The following is a 19217-nucleotide window of genomic DNA, read 5'->3' on the forward strand; positions in this document are numbered from 1 at the left end:
TATGAATCTATTTACTAATAGCGGTGAAAAACTGGCGCAGCAACTTAAGTCGTTAGGTATTACAAATGAATTGGTTTTAAAAGCCATCTCCAGTGTACCTCGGCATCTATTTGTTGATCAAATATTGGCTCACAAGGCCTATGAGAATACGGCATTGCCAATTGGACAAGGGCAAACTATTTCTCAGCCTTATATAGTAGGAAAGATGACCCAGATGTTAGTTGAGCATGGGGTTACTTCTAATGTATTGGAAATTGGTACAGGTTCTGGTTATCAAGCGGCAATACTGGGTCGAGTATTTGACAAAGTGAATTCAGTTGAACGAATAAGACAATTACAGTTTAACGCCAAAAGAAAACTCCAACAGTTAGATATATATAATGTGCAAATGAAACATGGAGATGGCTGGCAAGGTTGGCATTCTAAAGCACCTTTTGATGCCATTATCGTAACAGCTGCACCAAGTTCGATACCAGAACAGCTAAAGTTACAACTCGCTGATGGTGGAATTTTGGTATTACCTGTAGGTGACACAACTCAAACCTTAGTTACTGTTGTACGCAAAGGTGATAGTTTTGAAGAAAAACACTGGGAAGCCGTGAAGTTTGTGCCTTTAGTATCAGGAGATACCTTGTAGTGAAAATTTTTACCGTTTTGTATGATAAGTGTATTACCTGGGCCAAACATAAATACGCCAGCACTTATCTAGCTTTATTGACGTTTTGCGAGTCTATATTTTTTCCTATCCCACCAGATGTTATGTTAGCGCCTATGGTGCTAGCTCGACCGCATAAAGCGTGGTGGTTAGCCAGTTTAACCAGTATTAGTTCGGTACTAGGTGGTATTGTTGGTTATTTATTGGGGGCGTACTTATACGAACCTGTAGTATTACCATTTATAGAGATGATGGGATATCAGTCCAAGTTTGCAACAATTACCAGTTATTTTAATGAATATGGTGTGTGGATCGTGTTTTTAGCCGGATTCACGCCGATTCCTTATAAAATATTCACTGTCAGTGCCGGCATGTTATCTATGGCCTTTTTTCCATTCTTAATAGCGTCAGCTGTCGGGCGTTCAATGCGATTTTTCCTTGTCGCTGGGATCTTATATTGGGGTGGTGAGAAAATGGAGCATAAAATTCGCCAGTATGTTGATATTATTGGCTGGATTGTCATTGCGTTAATTGTTACGTTTATCGTGTATAAACAATTTAATTAGATTATGAAATATTATTTAGCCTGTCTAGTTTCGTTAACTTATCTGTTGTCTGGGTGTACTTCTCGGCACACTCCTGCGCCAATTGTTAAGATTGGCAATGCCATGTCTATTTATGACCATTCAGCAAAAGGTAGCTTGAAGAGTTCACAGTATGTGGTTCAACCGGGCGAAACTTTATATGCGATAGCATGGCAAGCAGGGATCGATTTTCGACATTTAGCAAGACTAAATAATATTAATGAACCATTTCAAATATTTCCTGGGCAGGTTATCTCTCTGCAGAGCAGTAAAGATAAAGGCTCAGATAATGATACGAAAAAACAGGTAGTTACATCTGGAATTGGAATTGCAATAAATAATAAAAAAACTATTGCAAATGAAAATTCAGGGGAGTACGGTAAAACTCAACAGGATCAAAAAGTATTAATAATTAAAGAAAAAGATCCTTTCCCAACGAAGGTGCGTCAATGGCGTTACCCAAGTAAAGGAAACATAATCGAGAAATACTCAACCAAAGAAAATGGTAACAAGGGTATCGATTTTGGTGGTAAAGCGGGTGATCCAATTATTGCTGCAGCAGATGGCAAAGTGGTTTACTCGGGTGGTGCGCTTAGAGGTTACGGAAATTTAGTTATTGTTAAACACAATAACGATTATTTGAGTGCTTATGCTCATAACCGGTCTATTAATGTTAAAGAACAAGACTGGGTTAAAGCTGGGCAAGTTATTGCAGAGATGGGTGACTCTGGTACGGATTCAATAAAGTTACATTTTGAAATCCGCCACCGAGGTCGTTCAGTTAATCCTCTTAAATACTTACCTAGGAGATAAGGACTTATCGTTAAGCTAAGTGAACTATTAAGTTTTACTTAATAGCTCCAAAATGGAGTCGCCAATGAGTCAAGACATAGTTGTAGAAATCACACTTGATGCTGAAGATATTGATAACGAAATCAACGAAGCTGTTGAAAAAGAAATCATAAAAGCCGAAAAAAAGACAGTCAAAAAAGCCGCATCAGCAGCCAAAGCTGAAACAATCGCCAGTGCGGAACAACCCAAAAACCTAGATGCTACTCAAATTTATTTAAGCGAAATTGGATTTTCTCCATTACTTTCAGCAGAAGAAGAAGTGTTCTTTTCTCGTAAATCATTAAAAGGCTGTGAAGCCTCACGTAAACGTATGATTGAAAGTAACTTACGCCTAGTGGTTAAAATTGCTCGTCGTTACAACAATCGTGGTCTAGCATTATTAGATTTAATTGAAGAAGGTAACTTAGGTCTAATCAGAGCAGTAGAAAAATTTGACCCAGAACGTGGTTTTAGATTTTCAACTTACGCAACATGGTGGATACGTCAAACCATCGAACGTGCCATTATGAATCAAACCCGAACCATACGTTTACCTATCCATGTGGTAAAAGAATTAAATGTATATTTAAGAACGGCTAGAGAATTAGCCCAAATCTTAGACCATGAACCTACAGCTGAAGACATTGCCGCTAAGTTAGATAAACCCGTTGAAGACGTGACAAAAATGTTACGACTTAACGAAAAAATTAGCTCAGTAGACACGCCTATCGGTGGTGATTCTGACAAAGTGTTGTTAGATATCATTGCAGATGATGTTGGTAAAGGGCCAGAAACAAAGATCACAGATAATGACATTAATAACAATATCGTGCATTGGTTAGAACAGCTAAATCCTAAACAAAGAGAAGTATTGGCTCGCAGATTTGGTTTGTTGGGATATGAGCCATCTACCTTAGAAAATGTAGGTGCTGAAATAGGTTTAACCCGTGAACGTGTTCGTCAAATTCAAGTAGAGGCGTTACGTCGTTTAAAAGATATGGCAACGCACGACGGTCTAAACATGGCGGCACTGTTTGAAGTAGAAGTGTAGTTTGTTTAATAAATCGTTCATTTTAAAAACCTGCTAATTAGCAGGTTTTTTTAATTCATTTGTATACTGTACGTAGTGTGTGGGGTAGATAATGTTAGTGAGAGAGAATACCGGACTGATCGTGGTTGACATACAAGGAAAACTTGTCCGTCTAGTTCACGATAGTGATGTATTAATTTCAAACTGTGAAAAGTTAATTAAAGGCGCTAACGCGCTTGAATTACCAATCATATTACTGGAACAAAACCCTCAAAAGTTAGGGCGCACTACAACTAAACTAAGTGCTCTATTAGAAGATATCGATCCCATCACAAAGTTTACATTTAATGCCTGTGAGACACCTGATTTTATAGATTTTGCTAAAACCAAAAATGTAGATACTTGGCTTATTTGTGGTATTGAGGCACATATTTGTGTGTATCAAACGGCAAGCGGGTTAATTGAACATGAGTTTAACGTTGAACTAGTTAGTGATTGTATTTCTTCTCGTACCTTATCTAATAAACAGCTTGCTATTACTCGATTACTAAACAGTGGGGTTGGAATCACAGGTTTAGAGATGTGTTTATATGAGTTGGTAAAAGATTGTCGTGTACCTGAATTTAAACAAATTTTAGAGTTAATTCGTTAACCATTGAATACAAGAGCAACTCAATATTAACTTAGTGTCAGCCGTGTTGTTGTTGGAGATCCGTTGTAACACAGAGTAGGATTAATAGATTATATTAGCGATAGATAGATAAATAAAAGCCGATGACATCTTAACTGTCATCGGCTTATTATTTACATGAGTCTAGTTTGAAGGCAAAACTATTTGAACTCTTGTTCAACTTGGTCAAACAATTCTAAAACTTCCTGTTCTTCTTGTGGGTTCATTATTGTCACAACATAGATAGCAATTGATGAACAAATAAAGCCAGGCACTATTTCATAAATCCAGCTGCTTAATGATTTACCGTCAATTGTTAGTGGTGCGTATATCCATATTAAGACCGTAGCTGCACCAACAACCATACCTGCAAGGGCTGCTTGTTTAGTCATTTTTTTCCAGTACAAACTAAAGATGACCAGTGGACCAAATGCCGCACCAAATCCTGCCCATGCATTACTTACTAAACTAAGTACTGAGCTGTTTCTGTCTAAAGCTAATAAACCAGCAACTACAGCAACCATGAATACTGAAATACGACCAACCAACACTAATTCTTTATCTGAAGCATCGCGGTTTAAAAAGGTTTTGTAAAAATCGTCAGTTAACGAACTAGAAGACACTAATAATTGTGAACTTATGGTACTCATTATGGCTGCTAAAATTGCCGCTAATAAGAAGCCTGTAATTAATGGATGGAACAACAAATTAGAGAATACTAAGAAGATAGTTTCAGGATCGATTGCCCCTAAGTTAAATTTATTAACGTAAGCAACACCAGTGAAACCAACGGCTAAAGCTCCAACTAATGCAACAAACATCCAGCCCATACCAATATTACGCATCGTTGGCATATCTTTCACTGAACGAAGCGCCATAAAACGCACAATAATATGAGGTTGACCAAAATATCCAACCCCCACGCCATGCTCGACATTATGGCAATAAAACTTAATCCTTCGAACCAGTCAAAATAGGTTGGATTAATAGCAGATATAATAGAGGTCATTTCAGCTAAACTATCAAACTGAGTAAAAGCAATAATAGGCACCAAGATCACGGCGACAAACATAATGCAGCCTTGTACAAAGTCTGTAAGACTTACCGCTAAAAACCCACCAAATAAGGTATAAGCTACAACGACACTCGCGGTAACAACAAGTCCCATTGAATAATCTAAGCCAAATGAAGTTTCAAATAATTTACCACCAGCCACTAAGCCAGAAGATGTATATAAAGTGAAGAAAATAACGATAACGGTAGAGGCAACTAGACGAAGAGTTAAACTCGAGTCATTAAAACGTTTAGCAAAATAATCTGGAACGGTAAGGGCATCTTTGGCTTTCTCAGTGTAAACCCGTAATCTTGGCGCCACGACAATATAGTTAATAAAAGCACCGATAAATAAGCCTAATCCAATCCAGCTACTACTTAAACCAGAAACAAACATAGCTCCAGGTAAACCCATTAGTATCCAACCACTCATATCAGATGCGCCTGCAGACAATGCTGCAACCGATGGTGGTAATGAACGACCACCTAACATATAACCTGACAGATCAGATGTGGACTTGCGATAAGAGTATAATCCAATCGCTAACATGACTAAAAAATAAAGGCCGAGAGTGATGTAAGTTGAATAATGCATAAAGATCCTCGTAATTAATTTGTTACAAGGGTATCACAGTAAAAAATATTCTTCAGGTCTGGGCTACAATTTGATTTTATTAGCTTTTTTAAAAACTATGGGTTTAACTTTTTAATTTACTTTTAAGTTCACTCAGTAATTGCCATGCTTGTCTTGGCGATAATTCGTCTAGATCTGTGTTGTTGATAATATCCATCACGTCAGAATGTCCGGTATTAACTAAAGACAACTGTTGGCTTGGTATTTCTGGTGATGCAGCATTAACAGTTTGCGGGCTTGAAGATGGCACGGTTGTTAATTCAAGTTGTTGCAATTTGGATTTAGCAAAGGAAAGTACTTCACTTGGTAAACCAGCTAATTTAGCCACTTGAATACCAAAACTTTTGCTTGCGGCTCCGTCATGGACTGAGTGCATAAATACTATGTCATCACCATGTTCGTGCGCATCTAAATGTATATTAACCACCCCAGTTTGCTGATCGGCAAACTCAGTTAATTCAAAATAGTGAGTTGCAAATAAGGTGAGGGCATTTATCTTAGTTGATAAATAATGGGCACTGGCCCAAGCCAAACTTAGACCATCGTAAGTACTGGTACCTCGGCCTATTTCATCCATTAACACTAAGCTGTTTTGTGACGCGTTGTGCATTATGTTTGCTGTTTCTGTCATTTCTACCATAAAAGTAGAGCGGCCAGAGGCTAAATCATCGGATGCTCCAATACGAGTAAAGATACGGTCTATCTCACCAATTTGTGCAGCTTGCGCTGGAACAAAACAACCAATATTCGCCATTAACGTTATTAATGCAATTTGGCGCATAAAGGTAGATTTACCACCCATGTTAGGTCCAGTAATGACTGCAAGTTTACGTTCTGAATGTAAGTGCACCGGATTCGCAATAAACGGTGTTTGCATGACCTGCTCAACCACAGGGTGACGACCTGCTTCAATCTTTACAATACGGCCTGATACTAATTCAGGTTTGCTGTAATTTAAGCTTTCAGCTCGTTCAGCAAAGTTAGTTAGAACATCTATCTGAGCAATGGCGTCCGAGGTCATTTGTAATGCTTCAATAACTTCAACTAATTGATCTAATACTTTTTCGTATAAACGCTTTTCTAATGCTAACGCTTTGCTTTGACTTGATAATACTTTTTCTTCGTGTTTTTTCAGTTCAGGAATGATGTATCGTTCATTGTTCTTTAACGTTTGGCGTCTTACGTATTCTTCAGGTACTCGGTCAGAATATGCTTTACTAATATCGATATAGAAGCCGTGTACTTTATTAAAGCCAACTTTTAATGTGTTTATGCCGGTTTTTTCTCTTTCCGATATCTCTAACTGATCGATAAAACTGGTAGCACCGGCACTTAACTCACGCCATTCATCTAATTCAGCGTGATAACCAGTTGCAATGACACCACCGTCACGAATAAGCACAGGTGGGTTCTCTATAATGGCGCTTTCTAATAAATCTAGGATCTCTGGGTATAACTGTATTTTGTTATTTAATGAGGCTAAGCGCACCGACTTATTATTTTCTAGCTCAGCTTTTATCTCTGGTAATACTCGTAACGCATTACGTAAGCGAGCTAAATCTCTAGGTCTGGCTGAACGTAAAGCTAATCGGGCAACAATACGCTCAATATCACCAATTTGTTTAAGTGGTTCTTGTAAATTAATATCGTTACCCACCGTTAAAATATCTTCTACCGCATCTAATCTGGCGTTAACTTCTAATTGATTACGTCTTGGTAAATGGATCCAACGTTTTAATAAACGACTGCCCATCGCGGTAGAGGTTTTGTCTAATACTTGTGCTAAGGTATTGTCTTGTCCACCAGAGAGGTTTTGAGTTAACTCTAAATTACGACGAGTAGAAGCATCTAAAATAATGGTGGAATCAATAGCTTCTAGGGTTACCGAGCGAATATGTGGCAGTGCCGTTCTTTGTGTGTCTCGTACATATTGCATTAAGCAGCCTGCTGCGCAGATGGCTATGGGCGCTTTGGTAATACCAAACCCTTGTAAATCTTTGGTTTCAAATTGCTGTACTAATACTCGTTCACAGGTTTCTAAATCAAACTCCCAAATAGGTCTACGTCTTATACCTTTAAAGCCGTTTAATACCTGCATTTGTGAAAAGTCTTCTGGGTATAATAATTCTGCCGGCTGCAAGCGCGTTAATGTTGCTAATAAATCGCCAATTTGTTCAAATTGGTTAATTAGAAACCGGCCACTATTAATGTCTAAATAAGCAATGCCATAAGTTTCTACAGAAGTAGCACGAGGTTTATTGGCAAATACGGCACAAATTAAGTTATCAAAACGTTCATTTAATAAGTTTTCGTCACTGACGGTTCCAGGAGTAACAATGCGGACTACTTTTCTAGCAACAGGCCCTTTGCTGGTGGCAGGGTCTCCAACTTGTTCACAGATGGCAACCGATTCGCCTAATTGAACTAATTTAGCCAAATAGTTATCAACCGCATGATAAGGCACGCCAGCCATGGGAATAGGTTCGCCAGCGGAAGCGCCACGTTTGGTTAAGGAAATGTCTAATAACTCAGAGGCTCTTTTGGCATCGTCGTAAAATAATTCGTAAAAGTCACCCATGCGATAAAAAAGCAAAATGTCTTTGTGTTCTTTTTTCATATTTAAGAACTGCTGCATCATTGGAGTGTGGCTTGCTATATTTTCAGGGCTAAATAAATTCGACATTTGGCTTAATGATATCTGTGACTAATGTTGTATATTGTCACAGATCATCGGCATAGTGTCTCGTAAAATGTAGAAGGAATCGGGCAATTGGTTGAAATTGAATCTTTAAGTAAACAACTTGGTGATGCTTTATTACAAAAAGGCTGGACAGTGACCACCGCTGAGTCTTGTACTGGTGGTGGTATTAGCCAAGCGATAACCGCAATTGCCGGTAGTTCAAGCTATTTTAATTGTGCATTTGTTACTTACAGCAATGACGCAAAACAAAAATTAGTGGATGTGCAACAAACAACATTAGAAAAATACGGTGCAGTTTCACAGCAAACCGTCGATGAAATGGCGCAAGGGGCACTAATCAATGCCGGAGCTCAAGTCGGTATTTCAGTCAGTGGAATTGCAGGACCTGGTGGTGGTTCAGAATCAAAGCCTGTAGGCGCTGTTTGGATAGCTGTTTGTATACAGTACTTACTGGATGGAAATGCAAAAACAATCAACAATAGTCAAAGGTTTTGTTTTTCAGGGGGCCGAGAAGATGTTAGATTGTCTGCCATCAAAGCGGCATTAAATATGGCGTTGATCTGTATTAATGAAATAAAATAAAAAATAATATAAATTTTCATTGATACTGTTTAATTATACAGTATACTTTGTCGCATAGTTAAGTTGAAGCATCAACGACAAGTAATGTTTGGAGAGAATAATGGACGCAAATAAAGAAAAAGCATTAGACGCAGCACTACAACAAATTGAAAGACAGTTTGGTAAAGGCTCAATAATGAAATTGGGCGATAGTAATGCATTGGATATTGATTCCATTTCTACAGGTTCATTAGGACTGGATATTGCGTTAGGTATAGGCGGTTTGCCATGTGGCCGTATCGTTGAAATTTACGGTCCAGAATCTTCAGGTAAAACAACCCTAACATTACAAGTAATTGCTCAAGCGCAAAAAGAAGGTAAGACTTGTGCGTTTGTTGATGCAGAGCATGCATTAGATCCTATTTATGCATCAGCATTGGGTGTTAACGTTGATGACTTATTAGTATCGCAACCAGACACTGGTGAACAAGCTTTAGAAATTACTGATATGTTAGTTCGTTCTGGTGCTGTAGATGTATTAGTTGTCGACTCGGTAGCAGCATTAACACCAAAAGCAGAGATTGAAGGTGACATGGGTGATTCACACATGGGTCTTCAAGCTCGTCTAATGTCACAAGCGTTACGTAAATTAACGGGTAACATTAAACGTTCAAATACGTTATGTATTTTCATTAACCAAATTCGTATGAAGATTGGTGTAATGTTTGGTAACCCTGAGACAACCACAGGTGGTAATGCACTTAAGTTCTATGCCTCTGTACGTTTAGATATTCGTCGTATCGGCTCTGTTAAAGAAGGTGATGAAGTCATAGGGAATGAAACCCGGGTTAAAGTGGTTAAGAACAAAGTCGCTCCTCCATTTAAACAAACAGAATTCATTATCATGTATGGTAAAGGTATCTCTAAAGAAGGCGAGTTAATTGACCTTGGTGTTAAACATGGTGTGGTTGATAAAGCTGGTGCTTGGTATGCCTATAATGGTGACAAGGTTGGTCAAGGTAAGGCAAACTGCATTAAGTATTTAAAAGAGAATGTTGATATTGCAGAAGAAATCGAGAAAAAATTACGTGATATGTTGTTGTTAAAAGCAACAATAAAAGAAGATGATTTGGAAGTAGCTGACCCTAGCTAAATTAAATATAACTAAATAAAAGCCGCATTAAGCGGCTTTTTTCGTTAATACGGGTAAATTATTGGTAATCTGAAAAAGTGGTGATAATCTAGCCGCCATAAATGCATTTATACCAAGCTTTATAAAGGTTTAGTCCGTTCACCGTTGTGATTGCGGTGAGATAATGAGCGAAATTTATTAGTGTCTAGTGGCTTTGGCTTTCTCACTTGAGTCGACCCATCTTTTGCAACCATGATCGTACATTAAACTCGCTGAATGACCGGCTCTTTGTAAGGATAGGTAGTACTGTTAATGGAGCCATTATGAATGCACATTTGTTAGAAACGCTTAAACATAATTTTGATATTGAAATGGACGAAAGTTCATTATTAAACTTATTAATCGCAATTATTGATTTATCGCCGAGTATTATTTTTGTTAAGGATGATGAGGGGCGATATTTGATTGTTAACCAAGAGTTTGAGAAATATTTTTGTTTACGCCAAAGTGACATAGTTGGTAAAACTGATTTTGATATAATGTCCAAAGATGACGCACAAGATTGTGTGGATAGTGATCAACCCGCTAAAAGCTTTATTGGTGATATTCATTCCGCGATTGAACTGAAAGAAACCGAAGGTGGCGATATTCAAAGTTATCTATCTGTTAATAAACGCGTGATCACAACGGCCCTTGGTAATTTATTAATTGGTATAGTCGCAGAAGTAAAAATTTAATAGACGGTAATGAGTTAGAACAAATTTAAAGGTAAAAACTGTAACATGGACATGGAAAAAACAAAGTCTTTTGAAGCGGCATATTTAAAACACCAAGTTGAAGATAACTATGATCGATTTATGATCATCCCTTATATTTTAATAGTTATCTGCTTATTGTTTTTATGGCGCAATTTATACAGTAGAGTAACTGACTCATATCACACCCATGCTGATGCATATTTATTATTATGGCTGGCGCTCATTGTAGCGTCAATTGCATTTAGAGTTGCCTTACCTAAAGTAAAAGCAATGGGGAATGTAACACGATTAGATCACTTAATTTTTAGCTTTGCTATTACTATGTGTATCTCAGCGGCAACGTTAACCTCTTTAGATTTAGCGATCACAAGCAACTATACGGCGTATGCCTTTACCTTATTAGGCGCCGCTACAGCATACAGAACCAGCATAGCTAAATATCTTGTGATGGTCATTGTCACCTTCGTTTATTTTAATCTGTTCTACTTCTTTGTTTTAGATAATAACTATAGTTTTTCTTTGATTATTCCTGTGCTCGCATTTAGTACTATTGCTACTTTTATTGCCGTGTCACTGGAAAATAATCGAGAACAGTTGGTTCATTTATCTAGCCAACTAGAATACATAAACCTTAAGTTACAAGAAGAGTCGATTAAAGACCCACTGACCACGTTATACAATCGCCGTTACTTAAATGATTTTTTACAAAGAGAAATTGATGACTACAAAAGAACCGCTGCACCATTGTGTTTGGCTATTTGCGATCTGGATTACTTTAAAAAAATTAATGACAATTTAGGCCACCTAACAGGAGATGATTGTTTAATAGCTTTTGCCAATATACTAAAAGCGAACAGTCGAACTTCTGACGTGCAAATTAGGTTTGGTGGTGAAGAATTTGTGATTGTCATGCCTAGAACTAACTTAGACGCTGCGATCCAAGTTGTAGAAAGAATTAGAAGGGCGACAGAATCTCATCAATTTGACTCAATTCCATGGCCTATTACCGTCAGTTTCGGTGTTACTAATATTACCAGCCAAGACGACTTTGATAGTTTGCTTGATAGAGCTGATAGCTTTTTATATAAGGCTAAACGTTCTGGGAGAAACTGCGTGGTGAGTCAATTATAATGTGTTAACCGTTAGCAAAATAGCGATCTCTGTTGCAAAAAAAACGCATCAATAGATGCGTTTTTTGTAGGTAATGTCAGCAATCAGGGCGGTTAAACTTCTAACATATCCAATATGCCTTCAGCCGCTTTTCTGCCTTCTGCTATGGCTGTAACCACTAGATCCGCGCCACGTACGATATCACCACCGGCGAAGATCTTAGGATTAGTTGTCTGATAAGGATATTGCGAATCTTCGTTGGCCTTAATTGTATTCCAATCCGTTAATTCAACTTCGTATGGGGTTAACCATTCTAAGTTTAATGGTTGGAAACCAAATGCTTGAATAACGGCATCTGCTTCAACTATATATTCAGAGCCTTCGATGGCTTCCGGTCGACGACGACCATTTTCATCTGGCTGACCAAGTTGTGTTTTTACAAATTTAACGCCACACGCTTTACCGTCAGCATCAACTTCAATAGAAATAGGTTGGGCATTCCATTCGAAATTAACCCCTTCTTCTTTGGCGTTTTGTACTTCACGAGCGGAACCAGGCATGTTTGCTTCGTCACGACGATACGCACACATAACTTCTTCTGCATCTTGTCTTATGGCTGTTCTTACACAATCCATTGCCGTGTCACCACCGCCTAATACGACTACTTTTTTACCTTTAAAGTCGATACAAGTATCAGCAGAACCCATGACTTTACGAGTATTTGAAATCAAATAAGGTAAAGAGTCATAAACACCTTGGGCTTCTTCATTTGGTAATCCACCACGTATATATTTATAAGTACCTACACCTAAGAAAACAGAGTCGTAATCATCTAACAAACTTTGGAAGTCGATATCTTTACCAACTTCAGTGTTTAGAACAAACTCAACACCAAGTTCTTCGAAAATTTCGCGGCGGCGTGTCATCACGTCTTTTTCTAATTTAAAAGAAGGAATACCAAAGGTTAATAGACCACCAATTTCTTCATATTTGTCATATACAACCGGTTTAACACCGTTACGAACTAATACGTCAGCACAAGCAAGACCAGCAGGACCTGCGCCTATAATCGCCACTCTTTTATCCGTTAACTCAACACCTTCAATGCTTGGACGCCAGCCCATTTCAAACGCTTTGTCATTAATGTATTTTTCAATACTACCAATGGTTACGGCGCCAAAATCATTATTGAGGGTACACGCACCTTCACATAAACGATCTTGTGGACAAACTCGACCACAAACTTCAGGTAAGCTATTGGTTTTATGGGATAACTCTGCCGCTTCAATTATCTTGCCTTCATTAGCCAGTTGTAGCCATTGAGGGATATAATTGTGCACTGGGCATTTCCATTCACAATATGGGTTACCACAGTCTAAACAACGATCTGCTTGACCTTTAGCCTGTGCTTCTTGCATAGGCTGATAAATTTCAATGAATTCTTCTTTACGTACTTTAACCGGATGTTTAGTCGGGTCAATGCGTTCCACGTCTATAAACTGATATACATTTTGACTCATAAATTTTTCCTCGCTCTACATTGCTTGAACACGTAGCTCTGCAGAAGAGCGGTGACGATGACCTAACAGCTGATTTACATCAGATGTTTTAGGTTTAACCAATTTAAACTTAGGTAACCAAGTATCAAACTCAGCTAAGATTTGTTGCGAACGTTCACTTTGAGTTTCTTCAAAATGTTGGTTGATTAACCCACGTAGATTCTCAATATGAATAGTCATATCAATATCTAGAGCTTCAATTAATTCACCATTCATACGTTCATTTAGGTCGCCAGATTCATCTAATAAATAAGCGAATCCACCAGTCATACCGGCACCGAAGTTAACCCCGATATCACCTAAAATAACAACAACACCACCTGTCATATATTCACAAACGTTGTCGCCTGCACCCTCAATTACTGCTACAGCACCTGAGTTACGAACAGCAAATCGTTCACCTGCACAACCAGCCGCTAATAACTTACCGCCTGTTGCACCATATAAACATGTGTTACCCATGATCACAGACTTGTGACTCACGTAACTAACGCCTTTTGGCGGGTTAATGGTAATTTTACCACCTGTCATGCCTTTACCAACGTAGTCGTTTGCATCACCAATTAGGTGTAAATACACACCACCAGCGTTCCAAACCCCAAAGCTTTGACCAGCAGTGCCGGTAAACGTAAGCTGGATAGGGTCAGTTGCCATGCCTTGGTTACCATGAACATCTGCCACTTCACCAGATAAAGTCGCACCAACAGAACGGTCAGTATTACGGATGTCGTAAAAATGTTGTCCACCTGTTTTATTGGCAACTTGTTCGGCGGTATCAGCTACTAACTTAACGTTTAAATCACCGTTATCAAGCGGCTCATTCTTAGCAACACAATAACTAGGAAACTCGGTAGTTACACCACTAGAGGCTAATATTCCATTTAATTCCAAACGACTTTGCTTTTGGGTTTGGCCATCTAATAATTCTAATAAGTCGGTACGACCAATTAAATCTTCAAACTTACTAATACCAATTGCTGCCATCGTTTCGCGAACTTCTTGGGCAATGAAAGTAAAGTAGTTTTCAACCATAGACGGTAAACCAGCAAAGTATTCTTTACGTAACGTTTCGTCTTGAGTTGCAACACCTGTCGCACAGTTATTTAAATGGCAGATTCGTAAGAACTTACAACCTAAAGCAACCATAGGGCCTGTACCAAAACCAAAACTTTCCGCACCTAAAATAGCGGCTTTTATAACGTCAATACCAGTTTTTAAACCACCGTCAACTTGCACTCGTACTTTATGACGTAAGCCATTTTCAACAAGTGCTTGATGCGTTTCTGATAAACCAAGTTCCCAAGGACTACCCGCATACTTAACAGAAGTCAGTGGACTTGCCGCTGTACCGCCGTCAAAACCAGAGATGGTAATTAAATCCGCATTTGCTTTTGCAACACCTGTGGCAATTGTGCCAACACCTGGTTCAGAAACTAATTTTACGGATACTAATGCTTTTGGGTTAACTTGTTTTAAGTCAAAGATCAGCTGAGCTAAATCTTCAATTGAATAAATGTCGTGATGTGGTGGAGGTGAAATAAGTGTAACACCTTGTACTGAGTATCTAAGTTGTGCAATTTCTGCAGTCACTTTATCACCCGGTAATTGGCCACCTTCACCTGGTTTTGCACCTTGCGCTACTTTAATTTGCAATACATCTGCATTTCTTAAGTAGTGCGGTGTTACACCAAAACGGCCTGACGCTATTTGTTTAATACGTGAATTCTTATTCGTCCCAAAACGGCGCGGGTCTTCACCACCTTCGCCAGAGTTTGAGAATCCACCAAGTTTATTCATCGCTTGAGCTAACGCTTCATGCGCTTCTGGGCTCAATGCTCCAATAGACATAGCTGCAGAGTCAAAACGAGGATATAACTCGGTTGGTTTAACCACATCGTCTATCGAAATAGGCGTCTGAGATTTAAGAGCCATTAAATCGCGGAAATGAGCCGGTGGACGGTTATTCACTAAATTAGCGTACTTTTGATAGTCAGAATAGTTTCCTGACTTAACGGCAACTTGTAACGTTTGCACAACATCTGGGTTATAAGCATGGTATTCACCACCGTGAACATACTTAAGCAACCCACCATGGTTAATCGGTTTACGTTTTAACCATGCTACTTTTGCATTGTGCATTTGCTCTTGATGAATATCATCAAAATTAGCGCCTTCAATACGACTAGTGATGTTAGGGAAACAAAGTTCCATAATTTCAGAGGCAAGCCCCACGGCTTCAAACAAGTTTGAACAACGGTAGCTGGCAATAGTTGAGATACCCATTTTTGACATGATCTTAAATAGACCTTTATTAATGCCTTTACGGTAATTAATAACAGCGTCTTTAACTGGGATATCTATGCTGCCATTTTCAACAAATTGTTCAACGGTTTCATAAGCCATATATGGGTATACAGCAGTAGCCCCTAGACCTAATAATACAGCAAAGTGATGCGAATCACGGGCTGAAGCAGTTTCTACTATGATATTAGAGTCACAACGAAGTTGATTAACAACTAATGTTTGTTGTACGGCACCAACCGCCATTGCTGCAGGGATTGGCGCTAAGCCTTTTTCTACTGCTCGGTCTGACATTATAAGGATAACCGTATTGCGCTCTTTAACCGCCGTTACAGCGTCAGCACATAAGGTTTCGATGGCCGTTTTTAAATCAGTTTCTTCAGGGTTATATAATATTGATAACGACTCAGTGTGATAATGCTCGTCATTAAACGCTTTTAGTTGGTCTAAATCGGTATACATTAATACTGGTGATTCAAATAATACGCGATTTGCGTACCCTGATGTTTCATTAAATACGTTTTGCTCACGACCAATACAAGTGGCTAACGACATAACGTGATTTTCACGTAATGGATCGATAGGTGGATTGGTTACTTGGGCAAACAATTGACGGAAATAATCATAGAAGTTACGTTTTTGTTTAGACATAACTGCCATAGGTGCATCATCACCCATAGAGCCCGTTGCTTCTTGACCGTCTTTTGCTAGAACTTTGATTACTTGTTCAATTTCTTCAAACGAATAATTAAATAACTTATGGTACACCGCTTGGGTTTCGTCATTAAATAATCGTTGACCAATTTCATCACCGTCACATTCAGAGAATGGTTTTAAGTGTTGAATGTTTTTATCTAACCATTCTTTATATGGGTGGCGCTCTTTTAAGTCCTGATCAATTTCATCAGAATGCCAAACTTTACCAGTATAAGTATCTACCGCTAACATTTGACCTGGACCTACACGGCCTTGTTCAATCACTTCATCAGGGGTGTAATCCCAAATACCAGATTCAGACGCTAAGGTTAAAATTTTGCCTTTAGTAATGGTATAACGAGCAGGACGAAGGCCATTACGGTCCAAGTTACAGGCTACGTGTCTACCATTAGTCATTACGATACCGGCTGGGCCATCCCATGGTTCCATGTGCATAGAGTTAAATTCATAGAATGCTTTTAACTGATCATCCATTTTGGGATGATTTTGATATGCAGGCGGCACTAATAAACGCATTGAACGGAATAAATCTAAGCCACCGGCTAAGAACAATTCAAGCATGTTATCTAATGAAGCTGAGTCACTTCCTGTTTTACTTACAAACGGAGAAGCGTCTTTTAAATCAGGGATTAATGGCGAACGGAATTTGTATTCGCGGGCTTGTGCCCATTGGCGATTACCTTTAATGGTATTAATTTCACCATTGTGAGCTAAGAATCTAAATGGTTGCGCTAAACGCCACTGAGGAGTTGTATTAGTGGAGAAACGCTGATGGAACACACATATTGCGGTTTCCATTCTAATATCTGCAAGGTCTTTATAAAACTTAGGTAAGTCTTTAGGCATAACTAAGCCTTTATAGACAGTTACCAAACAACTTAAACTTGGAATATAAAAATCTTCATCGTCTTCAAGTTGTTTTTCGATACGACGACGCGCCATATATAAGCGGCGTTCAAAATCTTTTTGCGCCAACCCGACTGAGCATTAACAAATATTTGCTCAATTTGTGGCACAGAGGAAGAGGCAATTTCACCTAATACTTCTGGATTAGTAGGAACAACACGCCAACCAACTGTTTCTAAGGTTTCGTTTTCGATTTCCTGTTCAATGATCTTTTTGGCTCTAGCCGCCTTGATCGGATCTTGGCTTAAAAATATGGTGCCGACACCGTATTTTTTGCCTAAATGCCAACCATTTTCCTCAGCAATTGCTCGGAAAAATGCTTCAGGTTTCTGAATTAATAGACCACACCCATCACCGGTTTTACCGTCGGCTGAAATACCGCCACGATGTTGCATTCTATCTAAGCTAGTAATAGCCGTGCGCACTATCTTATGGCTGGCTTCACCTTCAAGGTGAGCGATAAGACCAAAGCCGCAGTTCTCGCGAACATCTTGACTGTTGTGCATCAATTGTAATTTTTTAGAACCAGTGTTGTTCAATCTGGCGTCCTCCTCTAAACCTAGCAACCATTAGACGTTTTTTATCGCCTTTTATTAAGTATATATGAAATATGGATGCAGTTAATATGAATATACATTCACAATTGGGGTTTTTAAAATGCATTCGGCCGAACAACATAGCTAGATTTTTAAACTAGGTCAACAGTAAAATAGGTTAATTACTCTAGAATAATTAGAAATTAAATTTCATAAAAAGGAATAAGAAGAGGGGAATTGTCTGTATATGATTGATTTTTTGTAATTAAATTACATGATTTTGACGAGTAAAATAAAAAAACACCCCGAAGGGTGTTTGAATATATATGTATTTTATTTTGAAGAGTAACCGTTTGGAATACCCTTACTTGCAACAGATACCGCGTCGTGTGCATGCAATGATTCATAGTGGTTAACTCGTAACCAAAAGTCACGATAACCTGAAATAAGGTTTAAGGCGTGTTTAATTCTACGGCCCGCGTCTTCACAAAACATTAAGTTTTGACCATTTAATCTTGCAAATTCTTGTTCATCTTCACGTTTTACGGCTGCTTGCACTGGCGTTTGAAGTGCATTTTCAATGGCATCAACTAAATCAACAATTGGGAACTCTGTAATTTCATCAGCAAGTTTTACTTTAACTTCTGCAATAGAGCGTTGGCTGTGTGGTGTTGCCACAATACCTTCGGTAGACCCTAACCATTGATGCACATCTTCAGCACTAACGTCACCGCTAAATTTATCGTTAAACGCATTTTGTATTAATTGTCGTGCTAATGCGGCCGAACAAGGACATGTTGAAGAGTAAGGTACTTTAACCGCAAGTTCGATATCTAATACACCTTGAGTTAAATTGCCCGTGATAACAACAGGGTATGCTTTCCAACCACGTTTACCACTGATCAACGATTTTCTACGCATATGGTAATCAAATTCAAACTTAACATGCGCACTGTCACTTAAATCTTCGTGGCTGTGAATAAAGTTATTTAATAATTCCGTTAATGTTGTTTTATTAAGGCTGCTTTCTACAGACAATTCATCCAACATTAAGTATAAGCGAGACATGTGAATGCCTTTTGCTTTAGGTTGATTCAAGTTCACGAATGCTTCAACTAAAGCAGAAACCTGACGAGTCTCACCTTGCATATCTACCATTACTGGCATTTCTATATTACTCATACCTACCCAATCTAGAACACCCTCTGTTTGGGCTTGGGCTTGGTTTGCTATATCAGGCATTTTGGTTGGCATGGATTCTCCATTTTTGACAATTAAGTCATATCTTTAGTCAGCATTAAATGCCCTCGTGTGTCAAAGAGAGGGCTGAATAAATCTTTCATAGTGTTAAATAAGCATTTAGTCGAGACACTATCTCATCGTGCGTTTACTAAATGACAGGCGCGTTTATAACATATATTAAGCAGTAAATTAAGTAATTCAGGTGAAATACCTTATTAATTTAGTCGGGTATTTTAG

At 38.6% G+C, this 19217-nt stretch carries 12 protein-coding genes and 2 pseudogenes; 9 read left to right on the forward strand and 5 right to left on the reverse strand.

The features are described from left to right. Position 1: 1 nt before the first annotated feature. The 5 genes from RT723_RS13755 to RT723_RS13775 all read left to right on the forward strand — a co-directional run bounded on the left by RT723_RS13755 (position 2) and on the right by RT723_RS13775 (position 3752). Positions 2-637: a protein-L-isoaspartate(D-aspartate) O-methyltransferase gene (locus RT723_RS13755; RefSeq protein ID WP_315947639.1), complete on the forward strand. Its 636-nt coding sequence runs from the start codon at positions 2-4 to the stop codon at positions 635-637. Next, positions 637-1221 carry a YqaA family protein gene (locus RT723_RS13760; RefSeq protein ID WP_216056129.1) on the forward strand — a complete coding sequence of 195 codons (585 nt, stop codon included), beginning with the start codon at positions 637-639 and terminating at the stop codon, positions 1219-1221. The genes RT723_RS13755 and RT723_RS13760 overlap by 1 nt, the downstream gene beginning before the upstream one ends. Positions 1222-1323: 102 nt before the next feature. Next, entirely contained in the window at positions 1324-2052 is a 729-nt protein-coding gene (locus tag RT723_RS13765) for a peptidoglycan DD-metalloendopeptidase family protein (protein WP_315947641.1), read from the forward strand. A 64-nt stretch (positions 2053-2116) separates the two neighbouring features. After that, positions 2117-3121 (forward strand): RNA polymerase sigma factor RpoS, encoded by a 1005-nt coding sequence (rpoS, locus tag RT723_RS13770; protein WP_315947643.1) that lies wholly within the window; start codon positions 2117-2119, stop codon positions 3119-3121. Between the two features lie 91 nt (positions 3122-3212). Continuing rightward, the gene (locus tag RT723_RS13775; protein ID WP_315947645.1) at positions 3213-3752 is read left to right on the forward strand and encodes an isochorismatase family protein; all 540 of its coding nucleotides are present in this window, start codon (positions 3213-3215) and stop codon (positions 3750-3752) included. 179 nt (positions 3753-3931) lie between these two features. Here RT723_RS13775 and putP read toward each other — a convergent pair. Next, a pseudogene (putP, locus tag RT723_RS13780) lies at positions 3932-5418 on the reverse strand (sodium/proline symporter PutP). Positions 5419-5521: 103 nt separating this feature from the next. Then, entirely contained in the window at positions 5522-8140 is a 2619-nt protein-coding gene (mutS, locus tag RT723_RS13785; RefSeq protein ID WP_315947647.1) for a DNA mismatch repair protein MutS, read from the reverse strand. Positions 8141-8227: 87 nt separating this feature from the next. Here mutS and RT723_RS13790 point away from each other — a divergent pair, with 87 nt between their 5' ends. From RT723_RS13790 to RT723_RS13805, 4 genes are all read left to right on the forward strand, one after another. Next, positions 8228-8740 carry a CinA family protein gene (locus tag RT723_RS13790; protein WP_315947648.1) on the forward strand — a complete coding sequence of 171 codons (513 nt, stop codon included), beginning with the start codon at positions 8228-8230 and terminating at the stop codon, positions 8738-8740. Between the two features lie 100 nt (positions 8741-8840). Then, positions 8841-9872: a recombinase RecA gene (gene recA, locus RT723_RS13795; protein WP_216056122.1), complete on the forward strand. Its 1032-nt coding sequence runs from the start codon at positions 8841-8843 to the stop codon at positions 9870-9872. Positions 9873-10174: 302 nt separating this feature from the next. Continuing rightward, positions 10175-10588: a PAS domain-containing protein gene (locus RT723_RS13800; RefSeq protein WP_216056121.1), complete on the forward strand. Its 414-nt coding sequence runs from the start codon at positions 10175-10177 to the stop codon at positions 10586-10588. A gap of 45 nt (positions 10589-10633) precedes the next feature. Then, a complete protein-coding gene (locus tag RT723_RS13805; protein ID WP_315947651.1) occupies positions 10634-11740 on the forward strand; it encodes a GGDEF domain-containing protein in 1107 nt (368 codons plus the stop codon). 92 nt (positions 11741-11832) lie between these two features. On the opposite strand, the gene RT723_RS13810 is transcribed toward RT723_RS13805, so the two are convergent. From RT723_RS13810 to folE2, 3 genes and pseudogenes are all read right to left on the reverse strand, one after another. Further along, positions 11833-13239, reverse strand: a complete 1407-nt coding sequence (locus tag RT723_RS13810) for an FAD-dependent oxidoreductase (RefSeq protein WP_216056119.1) — start codon at positions 13237-13239, stop codon at positions 11833-11835. A gap of 15 nt (positions 13240-13254) precedes the next feature. Beyond that, positions 13255-17708 (reverse strand): annotated as a pseudogene (gene gltB / locus RT723_RS13815) (glutamate synthase large subunit). A 363-nt stretch (positions 17709-18071) separates the two neighbouring features. Beyond that, a complete protein-coding gene (gene folE2 / locus RT723_RS13820) occupies positions 18072-18992 on the reverse strand; it encodes a GTP cyclohydrolase FolE2 (RefSeq protein WP_216056118.1) in 921 nt (306 codons plus the stop codon). Between the last annotated feature and the right edge of the window lie 225 nt (positions 18993-19217).

Origin of the sequence: Psychrosphaera aquimarina (assembly GCF_032461525.1) — a bacterium.
In the GTDB taxonomy this organism is placed as follows: domain Bacteria; phylum Pseudomonadota; class Gammaproteobacteria; order Enterobacterales; family Alteromonadaceae; genus Psychrosphaera; species Psychrosphaera aquimarina.